Origin of the sequence: Pelagibacterium lacus (assembly GCF_003345525.1) — a bacterium.
GTDB lineage: Bacteria > Pseudomonadota > Alphaproteobacteria > Rhizobiales > Devosiaceae > Pelagibacterium > Pelagibacterium lacus.
In genome coordinates, this window is the sequence record NZ_QQNH01000027.1 from 1 (window position 1) to 17,834 (window position 17,834).

The 17,834-nt window shown below is 62.9% G+C and carries 15 protein-coding genes; 12 read left to right on the plus strand and 3 right to left on the minus strand.

Going from position 1 to position 17,834, the window contains the following annotated elements; genetic code table 11:
• Positions 1-22: 22 nt before the first annotated feature.
• From DVH29_RS16440 to DVH29_RS13875, 3 genes are read right to left on the minus strand one after another with little or no spacing between them, the layout of a single operon-like run.
• Positions 23-199 (minus strand): hypothetical protein, encoded by a 177-nt coding sequence (locus DVH29_RS16440; protein ID WP_158541678.1) that lies wholly within the window; start codon positions 197-199, stop codon positions 23-25.
• A gap of 2 nt (positions 200-201) precedes the next feature.
• A complete protein-coding gene (locus tag DVH29_RS13870; RefSeq protein WP_114646790.1) occupies positions 202-810 on the minus strand; it encodes a DUF1176 domain-containing protein in 609 nt (202 codons plus the stop codon).
• A complete protein-coding gene (locus DVH29_RS13875) occupies positions 800-1,663 on the minus strand; it encodes a mechanosensitive ion channel family protein (protein ID WP_114646791.1) in 864 nt (287 codons plus the stop codon). Before DVH29_RS13875 ends, DVH29_RS13870 begins: the two co-directional genes overlap by 11 nt.
• Before the next feature lie 420 nt (positions 1,664-2,083).
• On the opposite strand from DVH29_RS13875, the gene proS reads away from it, so the two are divergent.
• The 12 genes from proS (at position 2,084) to bamA (ending at position 17,774) form a co-directional block, all read left to right on the plus strand.
• Entirely contained in the window at positions 2,084-3,433 is a 1,350-nt protein-coding gene (gene proS, locus DVH29_RS13880; protein ID WP_114646792.1) for a proline--tRNA ligase, read from the plus strand.
• Positions 3,430-4,788, plus strand: a complete 1,359-nt coding sequence (locus DVH29_RS13885; RefSeq protein ID WP_114646793.1) for an ABC transporter permease — start codon at positions 3,430-3,432, stop codon at positions 4,786-4,788. The genes proS and DVH29_RS13885 overlap by 4 nt, the downstream gene beginning before the upstream one ends.
• Positions 4,781-5,467 carry an ABC transporter ATP-binding protein gene (locus DVH29_RS13890; RefSeq protein WP_114646794.1) on the plus strand — a complete coding sequence of 229 codons (687 nt, stop codon included), beginning with the start codon at positions 4,781-4,783 and terminating at the stop codon, positions 5,465-5,467. The genes DVH29_RS13885 and DVH29_RS13890 overlap by 8 nt, the downstream gene beginning before the upstream one ends.
• Before the next feature lie 368 nt (positions 5,468-5,835).
• Entirely contained in the window at positions 5,836-9,279 is a 3,444-nt protein-coding gene (gene dnaE / locus DVH29_RS13895) for a DNA polymerase III subunit alpha (protein ID WP_114646795.1), read from the plus strand.
• Between the two features lie 156 nt (positions 9,280-9,435).
• Complete coding sequence (gene rpsB / locus DVH29_RS13900; RefSeq protein ID WP_114646796.1) at positions 9,436-10,236, plus strand: 30S ribosomal protein S2; 801 nt, start codon at positions 9,436-9,438, stop codon at positions 10,234-10,236.
• A 96-nt stretch (positions 10,237-10,332) separates the two neighbouring features.
• A complete protein-coding gene (tsf, locus tag DVH29_RS13905) occupies positions 10,333-11,259 on the plus strand; it encodes a translation elongation factor Ts (protein ID WP_114646797.1) in 927 nt (308 codons plus the stop codon).
• A gap of 58 nt (positions 11,260-11,317) precedes the next feature.
• Positions 11,318-12,031 carry a UMP kinase gene (pyrH, locus tag DVH29_RS13910; protein ID WP_114646798.1) on the plus strand — a complete coding sequence of 238 codons (714 nt, stop codon included), beginning with the start codon at positions 11,318-11,320 and terminating at the stop codon, positions 12,029-12,031.
• 97 nt (positions 12,032-12,128) lie between these two features.
• A complete protein-coding gene (gene frr / locus DVH29_RS13915; protein ID WP_439331629.1) occupies positions 12,129-12,650 on the plus strand; it encodes a ribosome recycling factor in 522 nt (173 codons plus the stop codon).
• Between the two features lie 34 nt (positions 12,651-12,684).
• Positions 12,685-13,434 carry an isoprenyl transferase gene (locus tag DVH29_RS13920; RefSeq protein WP_114646800.1) on the plus strand — a complete coding sequence of 250 codons (750 nt, stop codon included), beginning with the start codon at positions 12,685-12,687 and terminating at the stop codon, positions 13,432-13,434.
• The gene (locus DVH29_RS13925; protein WP_147276098.1) at positions 13,431-14,306 is read left to right on the plus strand and encodes a phosphatidate cytidylyltransferase; all 876 of its coding nucleotides are present in this window, start codon (positions 13,431-13,433) and stop codon (positions 14,304-14,306) included. Before DVH29_RS13920 ends, DVH29_RS13925 begins: the two co-directional genes overlap by 4 nt.
• A gap of 61 nt (positions 14,307-14,367) precedes the next feature.
• Positions 14,368-15,477 (plus strand): RIP metalloprotease RseP, encoded by a 1,110-nt coding sequence (gene rseP / locus DVH29_RS13930; protein WP_114646802.1) that lies wholly within the window; start codon positions 14,368-14,370, stop codon positions 15,475-15,477.
• Between the two features lie 185 nt (positions 15,478-15,662).
• The gene (gene bamA, locus DVH29_RS13935) at positions 15,663-17,774 is read left to right on the plus strand and encodes an outer membrane protein assembly factor BamA (RefSeq protein WP_158541679.1); all 2,112 of its coding nucleotides are present in this window, start codon (positions 15,663-15,665) and stop codon (positions 17,772-17,774) included.
• The last annotated feature ends 60 nt before the right edge of the window (positions 17,775-17,834 follow it).

The following is a 17,834-nucleotide window of genomic DNA, read 5'->3' on the forward strand; positions in this document are numbered from 1 at the left end:
CCGGCGCTCGATACCCCCAACATCAAGTGGCCTGGTTTTGCGCCGCCCAATGGCCGACTTTTACCCCGCCGTTGACACCCGTGACGCGTTCCATCATTTCGGCAAGAATATGGGCGTCCCGGCGTTTCGTTTCGTCAGCAATCGCCTCGATGAACGCCGCAACGCTCTCGCCGGTCGGGCGGGTTTTGCTTTCGGCCACTTCTATGGATACTCCACGATGCGCGTGGGATTGATCTCCCCGTCATAGCTGGCATCGACATCATAGCTCTTGAGGACGAATATCCCGTCGTCGAAGACCCACGTGCCCGAAGACGATGCGTCGCCGAGGCCCCTCCAATGGGCCGAGTTGGTTATGGTCCTGGTTTCGGGATCGAAGCTGGGATTGGTCAGCGTATCCTGTGTCTGGAAGCCGAGGATGTCGATCGCTTCCACCGCGCCCTCGAAGTCGTCCCCGACATATTTGACGTCGAAATAGGGCACGGCGAAGCTCAAGGGGCGAGGCCCAGAATAGTCATCCTCAAGGAAATAGACCAGTTGCACATTGTACGCGCCGGCGCCGCAGAAGAACTCGTAGAGCGTCGCGGTCTGGGGCGTATCGGAATAGTCCGTTTTCCATTCGAGCGCCCAGCTTTGCGGCGGATAGTATTCCGCCGCCGCCTGAGGCTCTTCGAGCATGCAGATCTCGTTATGGCTGATATGGAACAGCTTGTAGGCTGCGCTCCGGGCGGCATCCTGGGACAGCGCCGGCATTGCAAGGGCGGCCACGCCCGCAGCCAGTAAAAGCCTCTTGGTCAGATCGTTATTCAGCATAGCTGGACTCCGTGCCAGGTTCCGGAAACCGGCGCGTCATGCGCAGCGGTGCGGACAGTTCGATGCCTTCGTTCTTCAGGCCGGCATCCAGGACATCATATAATGAACGCACCGCCTGCCACAATTTGGCCTGCGGAACCCAATGGCGAACGACGATGCTGTAGCCGTCGCCACTGACGCCTTCGACATAGGCGTCGACTGCGGTATTGGTGGACGTGGCCTGGGTTCCCTCGACCGCCTTCTTCAAGGCCTCGAGGATGGGGCCGGGCGCCGTGTCGGCGGGCACCACGACCTGGGCCTCCACCAGGCGCCGCTTGTTGGAGCGGAAATTGGCGATCGAAAAATTCCACACCTGGGCATTGGGGGCAAAGAGCCGCACGCCGTCCCGCGTCTGCAGCACGCAATTGAACAGGCCCATTTCCCGCACCGTTCCGGCAATGCCCTGATTGGCGACGACGATATAGTCGCCAACCCGGAAGGGACGCAGCCACAACAGCATCACCCCTGCCGAGATGTTGGTGAGCGTGCCTTGCAGGGCGAGACCGATGGCCAGACCGCTGGCGCCCAGAACCGCCAGAAGCGAGGCGGACGGCACGCCCAACTGGCTGAGCGCGGCGACGAGAACGATGACGATCAGCCCATAACGCAGCGCGCTGCCCAGCACTTGCCGGATCGAGAGGTCGATGCGCGTCGACGCCCCGAGCATGCGTACGAATCCCTTGGAGAGGAAATTGGCGGCCGTCAGCCCAAAGACCAGAATCAGGATCGCCGCCAGAGCCTGGGGAACAAACAGATAGAGCCATGCCGTCAGGGCGTCGGTTATTCCGTTGATGTCGCCGAAACTGATCTGCATGCGCCAGGCCTCATGACGGTCGGTCTTGATCGCAAGGCTAGCATTCCGGAACCGCCCTGTCGCGTTCGGAACATCGCCATCCGAACTTCAACCTAAACAAAAAAATGCAGGGCTAAGCCCTGCATTTTGAAAGAGTTTCGCGACAAGCCACTGGACTTACAGCGCGCGGAATGGGCGGCCAGTGCTCCTCCCTTGACGTTGTCAGCGTCGAGCGGGTTTTACCCACCTTTCGTCTTATGGTGGGGGACCGTATCAGGGACATTTTGTCGCGACAAGTCAAAAAAACAGCTTTTCTTCCGGCGCGACAGAAAACCGTCACATGGCGCAGGAAGACTCGCCGTCCAGGCTTTGCGACGTCCATTGCGCTTGATGAGAGGGCCCGATAAGAGCACAAGTCGATCCTGGCAAATCGGAGTTGTCATGCGCCTATCCCGCTATTTCCTGCCCGTCCTGAAAGAGACGCCCAAAGAGGCGGAAATCATTTCGCACCGTCTCATGCTGCGCGCCGGGATGATCTCCCAGCAGGCGGCGGGCATGTATGCCTGGTTGCCGCTGGGCTACAAGGTGTTGCGCAAGATCCAGCAGATCATCGAAGAGGAGCAGAACCGCGCCGGCGCCATCGAACTGCTGATGCCGACCCTGCAATCGGCCGATCTGTGGCGCGAATCCGGGCGCTATGAAGACTATGGCAAGGAAATGCTTCGCATGCAGGACCGCCATGAGCGCGATATGCTCTACGGGCCGACCAATGAGGAGATGATCACCGCGATCTTCCGCTCCTCTGTGCGCTCCTACAAGGACCTGCCGCTGAACCTCTATCATATCCAGTGGAAATTCCGCGACGAGATCCGCCCACGCTTCGGCACCATGCGCTCGCGCGAATTTCTGATGAAGGACGCCTATTCCTTCGACCTGAGCAAAGAAGAGGCGGTCAAGTCCTATAACCGCATGTTCGTGGCCTATCTGCGCACCTATTGGCGCATGGGACTGACGGCCATTCCCATGCGCGCGGAAACGGGCCCGATCGGCGGCGACCTGTCCCATGAATTCATCGTTCTGGCCGATACCGGCGAGAGCGGCGTTTTCTGCCATGCCGATCTGCTCGATACGGCCATACCGTCGGCGGATGTCGATTTCGACGGGGACCTCTCGAGCATCGTGTCGGACTGGACCTCGCTCTATGCGGCCACCGAGGACATGCACGACGAAACCGAGTTCGACTCCAAGGTGCCCCAGGACAAGCGCATCGCGGCGCGCGGCATCGAAGTGGGGCAGGTATTCTATTTCGGCACCAAATATTCCGAGCCGATGGGCGCCAGGGTCACCGGGCCGGACGGCAAGGATACCGCTGTCCATATGGGGTCCTACGGCATCGGGCTGACCCGCATCGTCCCCGCCATCATCGAAGCCAGCCATGACGATGACGGGATCGTATGGCCGGTCTCGGTCGCGCCGTTCGAGGTCGTGCTCATCAACCTCAAGTCCGGCGACGCCCAGTGCGACGCGGCGAACGAAAAACTCTATGGCCAACTCCACGCCGCCGGCCTCGATGCGCTCTATGACGACAGGGAGACGGGGGCAGGGCAGAAGTTCGCGACCGCCGACCTTATCGGCATTCCCTTCCAGCTCATCGTCGGCCCGCGCGGCCTTGCGGCGGGGGAAGTGGAAATCAAGCACCGCAAGACCGGGGAGCGCGAAACCATCGGCGTCGAGGACGCCGTGGCGCGTCTCAAGGCCCTGATCGAACCCGAACGCAGGGACGCCGCTTGACCTCCGCCTCGCCGACCCGCGCGCCGGGACCGTTTTCCCGTTTCGAATGGCTGGTCGCCGGCCGCTATCTGCGGGCACGCCGCCGCGACGCCTTCATCTCGGTCATCTCGGCCCTCACCATGATCGGCATCGCTCTCGGCGTTGCCACGCTGATCGTGGTGATGAGCGTCATGAACGGTTTTCGCGATGAACTGCTGGGCAAGATCCTCGGCCTCAACGGTCACTTCACGGGCTTTCCAATCGAAGAGGTCTTTCACGACTACGAAGCGGTGCGCGATCGGCTTGAGGGCGTCGACGGCGTCATCGCGGCGACGGCCTTTGTCGAGGGCCAGGCCCTGGTCACCAGCCAGTACGCCTCCTCGGGCGTCAATATCCGGGGCATGAGCATCGGCGATATCGAGAAGCTGCCGCTGCTGTATTCCAGCGTCCTTTATGGCGGCTGGGACGATTGGGACAATCTCGAAGGCGTCGCCATCGGCAGCCGCCTTGCCGGGCAACTGGGCCTGGGGATCGGCGATCCCATCACCATCGTGACCCCGAACGGGCCGCAAACCCCGTTCGGCTCAACCCCGCAGATCCGGTCCTACCCGGTCAACGCCATCTTCGACGTTGGCATGGTCGAGTTCGACAGCCTGTTCGTCTACATGCCCATCCGCGCCGCTCAGGTCTATTTCCGGCTCTATGAGGACCGGTTGCGCGATGGCGTGGCGCAGCCCGACCTCATGGCCAGCGACGAGGAAATCGACGCCGCCTATGAGCGGGTCTATACCGCGACCGCCGTCGAGGTGTTTGTGGCCGATCCGGACGCCACGGCACGGATGCAGCTTCCCCTGGAGCAGGCCACCGGTCGGCCGATGGTCTTCACCGACTGGAAGCAGCGCAACCAGACCTTCTTTTCAGCCCTGCAGGTCGAGCGTGTGGTGATGTTCACCATCCTCTCCATGATCGTCCTCGTCGCGGCCTTCAACATCATCTCCAGCCTCGTGATGCTGGTGAAGGACAAGAGTTCGGACATCGCCGTTTTGCGGACCATGGGGGCGACCCGGTCGTCGATCATGCGCATATTCTGCATCACCGGCACGGCGATCGGCTTCATCGGCACGATTGCCGGCTTTGTGCTTGGGGTCGTGCTGGCCCTCAACGCCGAAGCGATCCGCGCCTGGGTTTCCAATACGCTGGGCATCGCGCTCTTTCCGCCCGAGGTGTTCCTGTTGTCCTCGCTGCCGTCCAGGGTCGACCCGGTGGAAGTGAGCGTCGTGCTCGTCATGGCACTGGCCCTGTCCTTCCTCGCCACACTCTATCCGGCCTGGCGCGCCGCCCAATACGATCCGGTGGAGGCGCTGCGCTATGAGTGACACCTTGCTTTCGCTGCGCGACGTCCACCAGACCTATGGCGACGGGGAAGGGGCCGTCCATGTCCTGCGGGGCGCGGACCTCACCATCGGCCGCGGCGAGATCGTGGCCCTGGTCGCGCCTTCGGGCGCCGGCAAATCGACCCTTCTCCATATCTGCGGGCTCCTGGAGCGTCCGACTTCGGGCGAGGTCGATATCGCGGGAGAACGGACCGCGAGGCTTGCCGATCGCCAGCGCACCCTGCTGCGGCGTCATCGCATCGGCTATGTCTACCAGTTCCATCATCTGCTGCCCGAATTCGATGCGCTGGAAAACGTCTCCATGCCGCAATTGATCGCCGGGGTGGGCACGGCAGCCGGCAATACCCGCTCGCGCGAGCTGCTCGAGATGATGGGCATCGGCCATCGCGCGACGCACCGCCCGGCCGAGCTTTCCGGCGGCGAGCAGCAGCGGGTCGCCATCGCGCGCGCCGCCGCCAACCGCCCCAGCCTCATCCTGGCCGACGAGCCGACCGGCAATCTCGATCCGGCAACCTCGGACACGGTGTTTGCCGCGCTGTCGGAGCTCATTCGCCAGCAGAATGCCGGCTGTATCATCGCGACCCACAATCACGACCTCGCGCGCAAGGCGGATCGAATCGTTTCGATCGTCGAGGGCAGGATGACCGACCACATCCTGTAGGCCTCGGCCGCCCTTTTCCCCGCGATTCCCGCAACGCACCGGCGAGAAGAAATTCTCGCCGGGCCGTGGCTTCGTGCACCTTTCGTTAACCCAGAGCGCAAGCGTCGCGATGCGGAGTAGACAGGAACAAAAAATGAACATATAAGAACAAACAGAAAACATGACTTGAGGAGCACGCCATGCTGGCTTTCGTAAAGGATCTGATGGCCCTGATTTCGCTCACCGCGTTCGGTGGTGTCGCCATGGTCTATCTCGACATGTTCGCCACCGTCATCTAGCTCGCTCTGTGCAAAAGCCGTCCCGAGGGTGGCATGCACCCGATGGAGGTGGCAGATTGCACGCCCATTGGTTCCGATCAGGCGCATGACATGTCCGGTCCCGGCTTCGTTCATCTTCACGTCCACTCCGCCTTCTCTCTGCTCGAAGGGGCGCTCCCGCTCGGGACGATCCTGGACATGGCGAAAGCCGACGGTCAGCCGGCCATCGGCATCGCCGACACCAACAATTTGTTCGGCGCCCTGGAATTTTCCGAAAAGGCGTCGGGCAAGGGCATCCAGCCCATCATCGGCTGCGAGCTGGTGATCGATTTCGGAGCCGACGAGGACAAGCCCTCCGACCGCATCAATCTGGGCAAGGGCAGCGTCGTCCTCATCGCGCAGGACGAGACCGGCTTTGCCAATCTGTCCGAACTGGTATCGCGGGCCTATCTCGAGGGCAGCGCCAGCCGGACCGCCGTCCATATCGATTGGGTCGTCGACCACGCCCTCGGTCTTCTCTGCCTCACCGGCGGGCCGGAAGGCGCTATCGATCCCTATCTGGCGGCAGGGCTCGACGCACAGGCCGAAGCCCGGCTCGGCGTCCTGTCGCGCATATTCGGGGACAGGCTCTATGTGGAGGTTCAGCGCCACGACCGGCCCATCGAAAATACCGTCGAACCGAGGCTGGTGGAACTGGCCTATGCGCTCGGGCTTCCGCTGGTGGCGACCAATGAGCCCTATTTCCCGACCCAGGACGATTTCGATTCGCACGACGCCCTGCTGGCCATCGCCGCGGGCTCGGTGGTGGCCCAGACCGAGCGTCGACGCTTGTCGGACCAGCATTTCTTCAAGACCCGCGAAGAGATGATCGCGCTCTTTTCCGATCTTCCGGAGGCGATCGAGAACACCGTCGAAATCGCCCGGCGCTGCAGCTACCGCCCGCGCACGCTGGACCCGATCCTGCCTAAATTCGCAGCCGCCGCGGGCGTCAGCGAAGAGGAGGCGGTGCTGGCAGAAGGCGAGGAACTGGCGCGTCAGGCCCGTGAGGGGCTGCGCCAGAGGCTCGAAAGCTACGGCCTCGCCCCCGACCGCACCCGGACCGAATATGAGGAGCGGCTCGAGTTTGAGATTAAGATCATCCGGGACATGAAGTTTCCCGGCTACTTCCTTATCGTTTCGGACTTTATCAAGTGGTCCAAGGCCTGCAACATCCCGGTGGGGCCGGGGCGCGGCTCGGGCGCCGGCTCGCTGGTGGCCTATGCCCTGACCATCACCGATCTCGACCCGTTGCGCTATAATCTCCTGTTCGAGCGCTTTCTCAATCCCGAACGCGTATCCATGCCGGACTTCGATATCGACTTCTGCCAGGAGCGGCGGGAAGAGGTCATTCGCTATGTTCAGGACAAATACGGCGCCGACCAGGTGGCCCAGATTATCACCTTCGGAACCTTGCAGCCGCGCGCGGCTCTGCGGGATGTCGGCCGTGTGCTGCAGATGCCCTATGGCCAGGTCGACCGCATCTGCAAGCTGGTGCCTAACAATCCCGCCAATCCGGTGACGCTGGCCCAGGCGATCAATGACGAGCCGCGCCTGCAGATGATGCGCGACGAGGACGAGACGGTCGCCGAATTGCTGCGCATCGCGGGCAAGCTCGAAGGCCTCTTCCGCCACGCCTCGACCCATGCGGCGGGCATCGTGATCGGTGACCGGCCGCTGCAGAAGCTCCTGCCGCTCTACCGCGACCCGCGCTCCGACATGCCGGTCACCCAGTACAATCTCAAATGGGTCGAGCCGGCGGGGCTGGTCAAGTTCGACTTCCTCGGCCTCAAGACCCTCACCACCATTCGCTATGCGCTGGAAATGGTCAAGGAAACCGGGGTGGAGCTCGACATCGATGCCATCCCGCTCGATGACGCCCCGACCTACAAGCTCTACGCGGACGGCGATACCTACGGCATATTCCAGTTTGAAAGTCCGGGCATGCGGCGCGCCCTGGTCGAGCTCAAGCCCGACCGGATCGAAGACCTCATCGCCATGAACGCGCTCTACCGTCCGGGGCCCATGGACAATATCCCCAGCTTCATCGCCAGAAAGCATGGGCGCGAGAAGGTCGAATATCCCCATGAGAGCCTCGCCTCTGTTCTCGACGAGACCTATGGGATCATCGTCTACCAGGAGCAAGTGATGCAGATCGCCCAGCTTCTGTCGGGCTATTCGCTGGGCGAAGCCGACATGCTGCGCCGGGCCATGGGCAAGAAGATCAAGGCGGAGATGGACAAGCAGCGCGTCCGCTTCCAGGAAGGGGCGGTCGCCAATGCGATCAAGAAGGGCCTCGCCGATACCATCTTCGATCTGTTGGCCAAATTCGCCAATTACGGCTTCAACAAGAGTCATGCTGCGGCCTATGCTTGGGTGTCCTACCAGACCGCCTATCTCAAGACCCATTATCCCGAGCAGTTCTACGCCGCGTCCATGACGCTAGACATGGCCCAAACCGACAAGCTGTCTGACTTCCGGCGCGAGGCGCAGAAGAAGGACATCGAGGTCGTTTCCCCCTGCATCAATCGCTCGGAGGTGAACTTTTCGGTCCGGGACGGCAAGATCCATTATTCGCTCTGCGCGGTGAAGGGCGTCGGCCGGCAGGTCGCCGAGCATATCGTGGAGGTGCGCGCCGGGCGTCCCTTCAGGGACCTGGCCGATTTCGCAAGCCGGATCGATCCCAAGATCGTCAACAAGCGCACCCTGGAAACCCTGATCAATGCCGGGGCCTTCGATGTGATCTCCAAGCGCCGCGAGCAGGTGGTGGAGGTCATCGACACCGTCGTCAACACGGCCCAGCGCGAAGCCAATGGGCGGGCCGACGGTATCGCCGACATGTTCGCCTCCAGCCAGCCCCAGCCCATCGCCCTGCCGGAGAACACGCGGCCCTGGTCGCTGACCGAGCGGCTGGCGCGCGAACACGCCGCCATCGGGTTTTATCTCTCGGCTCATCCGCTCGACGACTATAAGGAGATGTTCGAAAAGCTGCGGGTGCAGCAATGGGCCCATTTCGAGCGCGCCGCACGCAATGGCGCCGTGGCCGGGCGGCTCGCGGGCACCTTGATCTCGCGCCAGGACCGCAGGACGCGCAAGGGCTCGACTATGGCCATCATGATGTTCTCGGACCCCAGCGGGTCCTATGAGTGCATCGCCTTTTCCGAGCAGATCAACGATTTCGGCCGCTGGCTGGAACCGGGAAGCTCGGTGGTGATCGAGGCGGGGGCCGACGCCCGGCCGGACGGGGTGCGGCTGCGGCTGATCAATTGCGAGCCCATCGACAGTTCGGTGGAAAAGCTGGGGCGCCGGATGACCATTTTCGCCGGCGACGAGCGCTGCCTCGCGCCGATCCGGTCCCAATTGCAAAAGGGCGGGGAGGGGGTGGTGAGCCTCGTCCTGGTCCGCGACAGGGGCGAGAAGGAGTTCGAGATCGAGCTGCCGGGGCATTTCCGGCTGACCCCGCAGCTTTCGGGGGCGCTCAAGGGGATTGCCGGGGTGGTGGATGTCCGGCTGAATTGACCGGCGCGGACTTGCCATCCGGGCGGCAGTCCTGTATAGCGCGCGACGTCAAATCCACATGCAAAGGCTGGGCTTGCAGCACGCAAGTCCGTTCCGGTGGCGGGATGCCCCGCCTCTTTCCTTTGCAGAGGCACAACCGGTCAAGGAGACTACCCAATGGCTTTGCCAGATTTTTCCATGCGCCAGCTGCTCGAGGCCGGCGTCCATTTCGGTCACCAGAAGCACCGCTGGAACCCCAAGATGGAACGCTACATCTTCGGCGTTCGCAACGATGTCCACATCATCGACCTGAGCCAGACCGTTCCCGCGCTGCATCGCGCCCTGCAGCTGATCAGCGACACGGTTGCCGATGGCGGCCGCGTGCTGTTCGTGGGCACCAAGCGCCAGGCCGCTCCCCTCGTTGCCGAGGCTGCGCGCCAGTCGGCACAGTACTACGTCAATTCGCGCTGGCTCGGCGGCATGCTGACCAACTGGCAGACCATCTCCAATTCGATCGCTCGCCTGCGCGAGCTCGAAGCGCTCCAGGCGGAAGGCTCCACGGGCCTCACCAAGCGCGAGCGCCTGCAGCGCAGCCGTGAACAGGAGCGCCTCGAGCGCGACCTCGGCGGCATCAAGGATATGGGCAATATCCCCAGCCTGATGTTCGTGATCGATACCAACAAGGAAGCCAACGCCATCAAGGAAGCCCGCCGCCTGGGAATCCCGGTCGTTGCCATCGTCGACACCAATTGCGATCCCGACGTCGTCGATTACGCCATTCCCGGTAATGACGACGCCTCGCGCGCCCTCGAGCTCTATCTCTCGCTCGTCTCCAAGGCCGCCATTGACGGCATCGCCCGTTCCTCGTCCTCGCTGGGTCGCGACCTGGGCGCCTCCGAAGAGGTTCTCGAAGAGCCTGCCCTCGACGCAGGTTCGGCCCCCGAACAGGCTGCCGAAGGCGAAGCCGCGCAGGCATAAGGCCCGCGCGTCATCTCTTCGACACGCATTTCCATCTATCCGTGCCCAACCCGCGCCCCCGGCGCGGGTTCGATGGGCAGACAAAGAGGTATCGAGATGTCAATCAGTGCAGCAGACGTAAAAAAGCTCCGGGAAATGACCGGTGTCGGCATGATGGACTGCAAGAAGGCCCTCACCGAAACCAACGGTGATATCGAAGCCGCCGTCGATTGGCTGCGGTCGCGAGGGCTCGCCAAGGCGGCCAAGAAGGCCGATCGCATCGCCGCCGAAGGGCTGGTGGGCATCGCCATCGAAGGCAACCGCGCCGCGATCGTCGAGGTCAACTCGGAAACCGACTTCGTTGCCCGCAACGAACAGTTCCAGTCGATCGTCCGCAACACGGCAAAACTGGCGCTTGCGGTCGACGGCGACGTCGAGGCGCTCGCCAATGCAGCCTATCCGGAGACCGGCCGCACGGTTTCCGAGGAGCTGACCGAAGCCATCGCCAAGATCGGCGAGAACATGACGCTGCGCCGCGCCGCGGTCATGGAAGTCTCCCAGGGCGCTATCGGCACTTATGTGCACTCGGCCATTTCCGAGGGCCTCGGGCGCATCGGCGTGCTGGTCGGCCTGGAATCGGCAGGCGACAAGGCCAAGCTCGAAGCGCTCGGCAAGCAGATCGCCATGCATGTCGCCGCCACCAAGCCGCTCTCGCTGTCCTCCGAAGACCTCGACCCCGAAGCCGTCGAGCGTGAACGCTCGGTGTTCTCCGAGCAGGCCCGGCAGTCCGGCAAGCCCGACAACATCATCGAAAAGATGGTCGAAGGCCGCATTCGCAAGTATTATGAGGAAGTCACGCTCCTGGCGCAGACCTTCGTGATGGACGGCGAGAACACCGTCGCACAGATCGTCAAGAACGCCGAAGCCGAAGTCGGCGCGCCGATCAAGGTCGTCGGTTTCGTGCTGTTTGCGCTGGGCGAGGGCATCGAGCGCCAGGAAACCGACTTCGCGGCCGAGGTTGCCGCGGCTGCCGGCACCGCGTAACCTAGGCGAAACTCCAGCTTTGGATTCTCGAACGCGTAACGCGGAGGCAGGACAAGCCATGTCCAGAACCGGCTATTCACGTGTCTTGCTCAAGGTCTCCGGCGAAGCCCTCGCCGGAGACCAGTCATATGGAATAGAACCAAAAATCCTAAACGAAGTGGCGCGCCAGATCGTCGATCTCTCCCGCAGGGGATTGCAGGTGGCGATCGTTATCGGCGGCGGCAACATCGTGCGCGGCATGTCCATCGCCGCCGAGGGCGGGGACCGGGTGATCGGCGATCACATGGGCATGCTGGGCACGGTCATCAACTCCGTCGCGCTGGGGGATGCCATCCGGCGGGCAGGGGGGCGAAGCCACGTCTTTTCCTCCGTCTCCATGCCCTCGATTTGCGATACCTTCACCCAAAGAGGCGCCATCGCGGCCCTTGAAGGCGGCGCGACGGTGATTTGCGCCGGGGGGACCGGCAATCCGTTTTTCACCACGGATACGGCCGCGGCCCTCAAGGCGATCGAGCTCAAATGCGACGTGATGCTCAAAGGCACCAAGGTCGACGGGGTGTATTCCGCCGATCCCGCCAAGGACCCCAGCGCGGAGCGGTTCGACGCCATCTCGCATGAAGACGCGCTGGCTCGCGACCTGCGGGTCATGGACACGGCGGCCTTTGCGCTCGCACGCGATAACGGCTTGCCGATAATCGTCTATGCCCTGTCGGACAAGGAAGGGCTGGTCGGCGTCATCGAGGGCCGAACGCCGAGCACCCGCGTGGGCTGACGGATCGTTTATCGAGATCGAACTGGCCGGTGGGCCACAGGTAAATCGGGAGATATTGATGGCCGAAGAGTTCTCACTCGAAAATCTGCGTACGCGCATGCGCAAATCGATCGAATCGATGAAAGGCGACCTCGCCGGCCTGCGGACGGGACGCGCCAGCGCCAGCCTGCTCGAGCCGATCCAGGTCGATGCCTATGGCTCCATGACGCCGCTCAACCAGGTCGCCACCGTGAGCGTGCCCGAACCGCGCATGCTCAGCGTGCAGGTCTGGGACCGGTCGATGGCCAATGCGGTCGAAAAGGCCATTCGCGAATCCTCGCTCGGCCTCAACCCCATGGGCGAGGGGCAGATCATTCGCGTTCCGCTGCCCGAGCTCAATGAAGAGCGCCGCCGTGAATTGACCAAAGTGGCGCATCAATATGCCGAGCAGGCGCGGGTGGCCGTCCGGCACATACGGCGCGACGGCATCGAATTGCTGCGCAAATTGGAAAAGGACGGGGACCTGAGCCAGGACGATGCGCGGGTCAATTCCGACAAGGTGCAGAAGGCGACCGATGAGGCGATTGCCGAAATCGACGCGCTGGTCGCGACCAAGGAACAGGAAATCATGCACGTCTGACGGCGTGCCGTCGGACGGAAATGCCGAGAGCGGGATGTCGACACAACCGGCTGCCATTGCGACCGCCAGTGCGCGGGGACTGAAAATCCCGCGCCATATGGGCGTGATCATGGATGGCAATGGGCGTTGGGCGAAGGCGCGCGGGCTGCGCCGCTCCGATGGCCATCGCGCCGGGGTGGAAGCGGTGCGCCGCACCGTGCAACTGGCCACGGAATATGGCATCGAATGCCTCACGCTGTTCAGCTTCAGCGCCGAAAACTGGCGGCGTCCTGCCGACGAAGTGAAGTTCATCTTCACGCTGCTGCGCCGGTTCATCGCGTCCGATCTCGACCGTCTGCACCGCGAGAACGTGCGCATCCGGATCATCGGCGTCCGCGACACGCTCGAAGACGGCCTCAAGACGATCATCGAGGAGGTCGAGGACCGGACCCGTAACAATACCGGTCTCGACCTGATCATCGCCTTCAACTACGGTGGCAAGGTCGAAATCGCCAATGCGGCCCGTGCCATCGCGCGAAAGGTTGCCCAGGGAGAGCTCGATCCGGAAGCCGTCGACGAGAATCTCGTGGCGCACTACCTCGACACCGAGGGGCTTCCCGATCCCGATCTGATCCTGCGGACCAGCGGCGAGATGCGCCTGTCCAACTTTCTGCTCTGGCAGTCAGCCTATGCAGAACTGGTGTTCGTCGACGAGAATTGGCCTGATTTCGACGAAGCTGTTTTCGTTAAGGCGCTGCGATCCTACAGTGAGCGCGACAGAAGGTTTGGCGGTATCAATACGTGACGGAACAACAGAGCGGGACGAGATCGAAGGGCGCAAAGCTCTGGCCATTTGGTCCGGATCTGATACCGCGCCTCCTCTCCGCCATGGTCCTCATCCCGCTGACCGCCATCGCGCTCGTTGCCGGCTGGCTGCTGTTTGCGCTGCTGATCGCACTGGTGATGGCCGGGGCCTATCGCGAGTGGGAAACCATGATCAGCGGGAAACCGCCGGCCTGGCCCGCAATCGTCATCATGGGCATGATCGCCATTATCGCCGTCGCCCATCCCATGAACGGCGCCTGGGCCAGCACGGTCCTGTTCGGCTTCGCCCTGGCCTTTGCCGCGATTTTCGGCGGCGCGCTGCGCGGCTGGCGCGTGGGGGGGCTGGCCTTTTTCGGCACCGCGACCATCGCTTTCCTGGCCATCCGGGGCAGCTCGGGCGTCGGGGTCTGGGCCGGCGTCTTCCTGGTCTCCATCGTCTGGATGAACGATATCGGTGCCTATTTCGTGGGCCGGATCGTCGGCGGGACCAAACTGTCTCCGGACGTCTCGCCGTCCAAGACCTGGTCGGGGGCGGCCGGGGGGCTCGTATCGGGCACGCTGAGCGGCCTCGTCGTCTGGCATCTGGCCGGCTGGTTCCTCGAAACGCCGTCGCCCTTCGTCATCGGCCTGCTGATCTGTCTCGTCGTCTCGATATCGGGGCAGTTGGGCGATCTGGCGGAAAGCGCGGTCAAGCGGCGCTTCGCGGTCAAGGACAGCGGCGATATCATCCCCGGCCATGGCGGTCTGATGGACCGCATCGACAGCCTGACCGTGGCCGGAATCGTCCTCTGGCTGATCGGGCTGGCCAATCGGGGGCTGGGCGCTGTGCCGCAGGGCATTTTGTTCTGGTAAAGCGTATGTCGACATATGGGCTGTCCCGAACCGGCGGCTTGATGAACAAGGACTGACGTCGATGGATTCCCTGCCGTTCTTCCTCAATTACATCATCCCGTTCCTGGGCATCATCACGGTGATCGTCTTCGTCCACGAGATGGGGCACTATCTGGTCGCGCGATGGAACGGCATCGCCGTCGACGCCTTTTCCATCGGTTTCGGGCCGGAGCTGTTCGGCTGGACCGACCGACACGGCACCCGCTGGCGCGTGGCGGCATTTCCGCTCGGCGGCTATGTGAAATTCACCGGCGACATGAACGCCGCCAGCGTGCCCGACCCCGACTTCGCCGCGACGGTGGCGCCGGACGAGGCCCGGCGGTTGTTCGCCAACAAGTCGGTCTGGCAGCGCATGGCCGTGGTGGTTGCCGGGCCGATGGCCAATTTCATTTTCACCTTCCTCGTCCTTTACGCCATGTTGCTCGGCTATGGCCGGCTGACGCTCGATCCGGTGGTGGGGCAGGTCCTGCCGGATTCGCCCGCCGCGGTCGCGGGATTGCAGGAAGGGGACCGCTTCCTCACCGTCGACGGCTTCCGCATCCGCGGCTTCGAGGACATCCAGCGCGTAGTTTCGACCGCCCCGGGTCGCGAGATCGCGGTGACCATCGAACGCGCCGGCGAAATCCGCGTGTTGTCCCTCGTCCCGGAAACGGCCACGACCACGACCCGCTTCGGCCGCGAGCTCAAGATCGGCCGGCTGGGCGTGAGCCGCGACGTGGGCGCCAATGATATCGTGACCTACAGGCCCGGCCCGATTGAGGCGGTCGGCATGACGTTTGAGGAGATCTGGTTCATCATCGACCGGACGCTGGGCTTTCTTGCCGATGTGTTCGTCGGGCGGGCCGACCTCGATCAGGTCGCGGGCCCCGTGGGCATGGCGCAGGTGTCGGGCGAGGTCGCGACGCTGGGCCTGTTAGCATTGGTTAACCTAACTGCACTTTTGTCGTTAAATATCGGCATAGTTAACCTCTTTCCAGTGCCGATGTTGGATGGTGGTCATCTGTTGTACTACCTCTTTGAAGCTGCTCGAGGCCGTCCCTTGAGCCAGAAGGTTCAGGACGTCGGATACCGCATCGGCTTCGCTTTGGTGTGCACGCTGATGATCTTCACGCTGGTCAACGACCTGGTCTAGCGCGGTCATTCAAGGGGTTAACGAGTGTTGCACGATTACATGAGTGCAGATCTTTCGCCCGGGCTGGAGGGTGTTTCACCTTGCCCAGTCGACAAAAACGGGTAAAACGTGTGCACGGAGTATGGGGGAATCTGCCCGTGATGACGATTCCCGGCACAAGTCTCACAAGGCAAGCAAGAACAATCATGACCAAAACAGCCAAGCTTTTGCACAGCGTCCTCCTCGCACTGGCGCTCATTACCATTGCGCCGATGTCGGGAGTGCTGCTGTTCGGTGCGGCCCAGGCACAGGCGCAGGTCGCCGAAGGTGCCACCGTCGCGTCCATTGCCTTTGATGGGAACAGCCGCTTCAACGACAACCAGCTCACGGCCATGGTCAACGTGGCCGTTCGTCCCGTCTATACCCAGGCGGGCCTGGCCGAAGACGTCGCGACCATCCAGGCCGCATACCGGCAGGCCGGATTCACCAATGTCACGGTCGGCGTCACCGCCGAGCCCACGGCCGATGGCCGGGTGAACGTCCGCTTCCAGGTCAATGAAGGCGGCCGGGCAGGCATTGCCGCCATCAACTTCACCGGGAACAACGCGATTTCGGGCGCGGTGCTCAAGGGCGTCGTCCAGACCAAGGAAACGCATCTGTTCAGCTGGTTGTTCCGTGACGACGAATTCAGCGAGGATCGTCTCGCCATCGACCGTGAGCGCATCCGTCTCTATTACGCCAATCGCGGCTATCCCGACGCGCGGGTGCTGTCGTCGGTTGCCGAGTTCGATGCCGCGCGCAACGCCTATTTCATCAACTTCGCCATCGATGAGGGCCAGCGCTACGATTTCGGCAATATCGCCATCGAGACCTCCATTCCCGGCCTCAACGCCGACGCGCTGCGCGGCGGGATCTCCACCAGCGCCGGTTCGCGCTATTCCATCTCCGAGCTGAGCGAATCGACGCAGGAACTGGCCGTCCGCGCCACCAATCAGGGCTATGCCTTCGCCGACGTCCGTCCGCGCATCGATCGCAATCTGGAGAACAACACCTTCAACATCACCTATCTGGTCGATGAAGGGCCGCGCATCTATGTCGAGCGCATCAACATCACCGGCAACACCAAGACCCGGGATTTCGTGATCCGCCGCGAATTCGATTTCGATGAAGGCGATCCGTTCAACCGCACGCTGGTGACCCGCGGCCGGCAAGCCATCGAGGCTCTGGGCTTCTTCTCCTCGGTTCAAGTGACCTCGGCTCCCGGCAGCGCGCCCGACCAGGTGGTGCTCAACGTCAGTGTCGTCGAGCGCAGCACCGGCGACTACGGCGTGGGCGCCGGCTATTCGACGCGCGACGGCCTGTTTGGCGAGATTTCGCTCACCGAACGCAACTTCCTGGGACGCGGGCAGTATCTGCGCATCGCCCTGGGGCGTTCGGAGAACGGCGAGACCTATGATTTCAGCTTCACCGAGCCGCGCTTCATGGGCCTGCGCATCTCGGCCGGCGTCGATCTCTATCGCCGCGTCGTCGCCGAAGGCACGACCTTCAGCTATGGCATCGAGTCGACCGGCGGCCAGCTGCGGTTCGGCCTGCCGCTGACCAATGATGTGAGCCTGTCGACGCGCATCGGCCTGGAGCAGAACATCTACTATGACTCCAATGGCGATGCCCCGGGCTATATCGTCGACGGCATGGTCCGCGACCAGCTCAATGTCGGGTATACGCTGACCTATGATACGCTCGACAACCAGCGCCGTCCGACCGAAGGCTTCCTGCTGTCCTTCTCGCAGGACTACACGACGCTGACATCGGACTTCCTCACCACCGAGGTGCGGGCCCGCGTCTACTATCCCATCTGGGAAGAGATGGGCGTGGTCGGCAGCATCCGTGGACAGGCCGGGGCCGTTACCGACCTGAGCGGCGGCGGTATCCATCCGGCTGATGCCTTCCAGCTTGGTCCCAACCTTGTGCGTGGCTATTCCTATGGCGGCATGGGCGCTCGCGCGGCCAACAACGATCCGCTTGGCGTGCTGGCCTATGCAGGGATTTCGGCCGAGATCGACTTCCCGCTGCCCTTCCTGCCCGAAAACTGGGGCCTGCGGGGCGCCGTCTGGGGTGACGCGGCCTGGATCGACGGGATTTCTTCTCCGGCTCACGACGCCACGGGCCTCGGCAATCCCTTCAAGTCCTCGGTTGGTGGCTCGATCATCTGGGAGTCCCCGATGGGACCCCTGCGCGGCGACTTTGCGCATGTGATCGATCCGGACTCCTTCGATCGGACCCAGGTCTTCCAGTTGACCCTGTCGACGCTGTTCTAGTCGCTGATCGCCATAGACAATCATGAAACCGCGGCGCACCATGCCGCGGTTTCTTTTTCG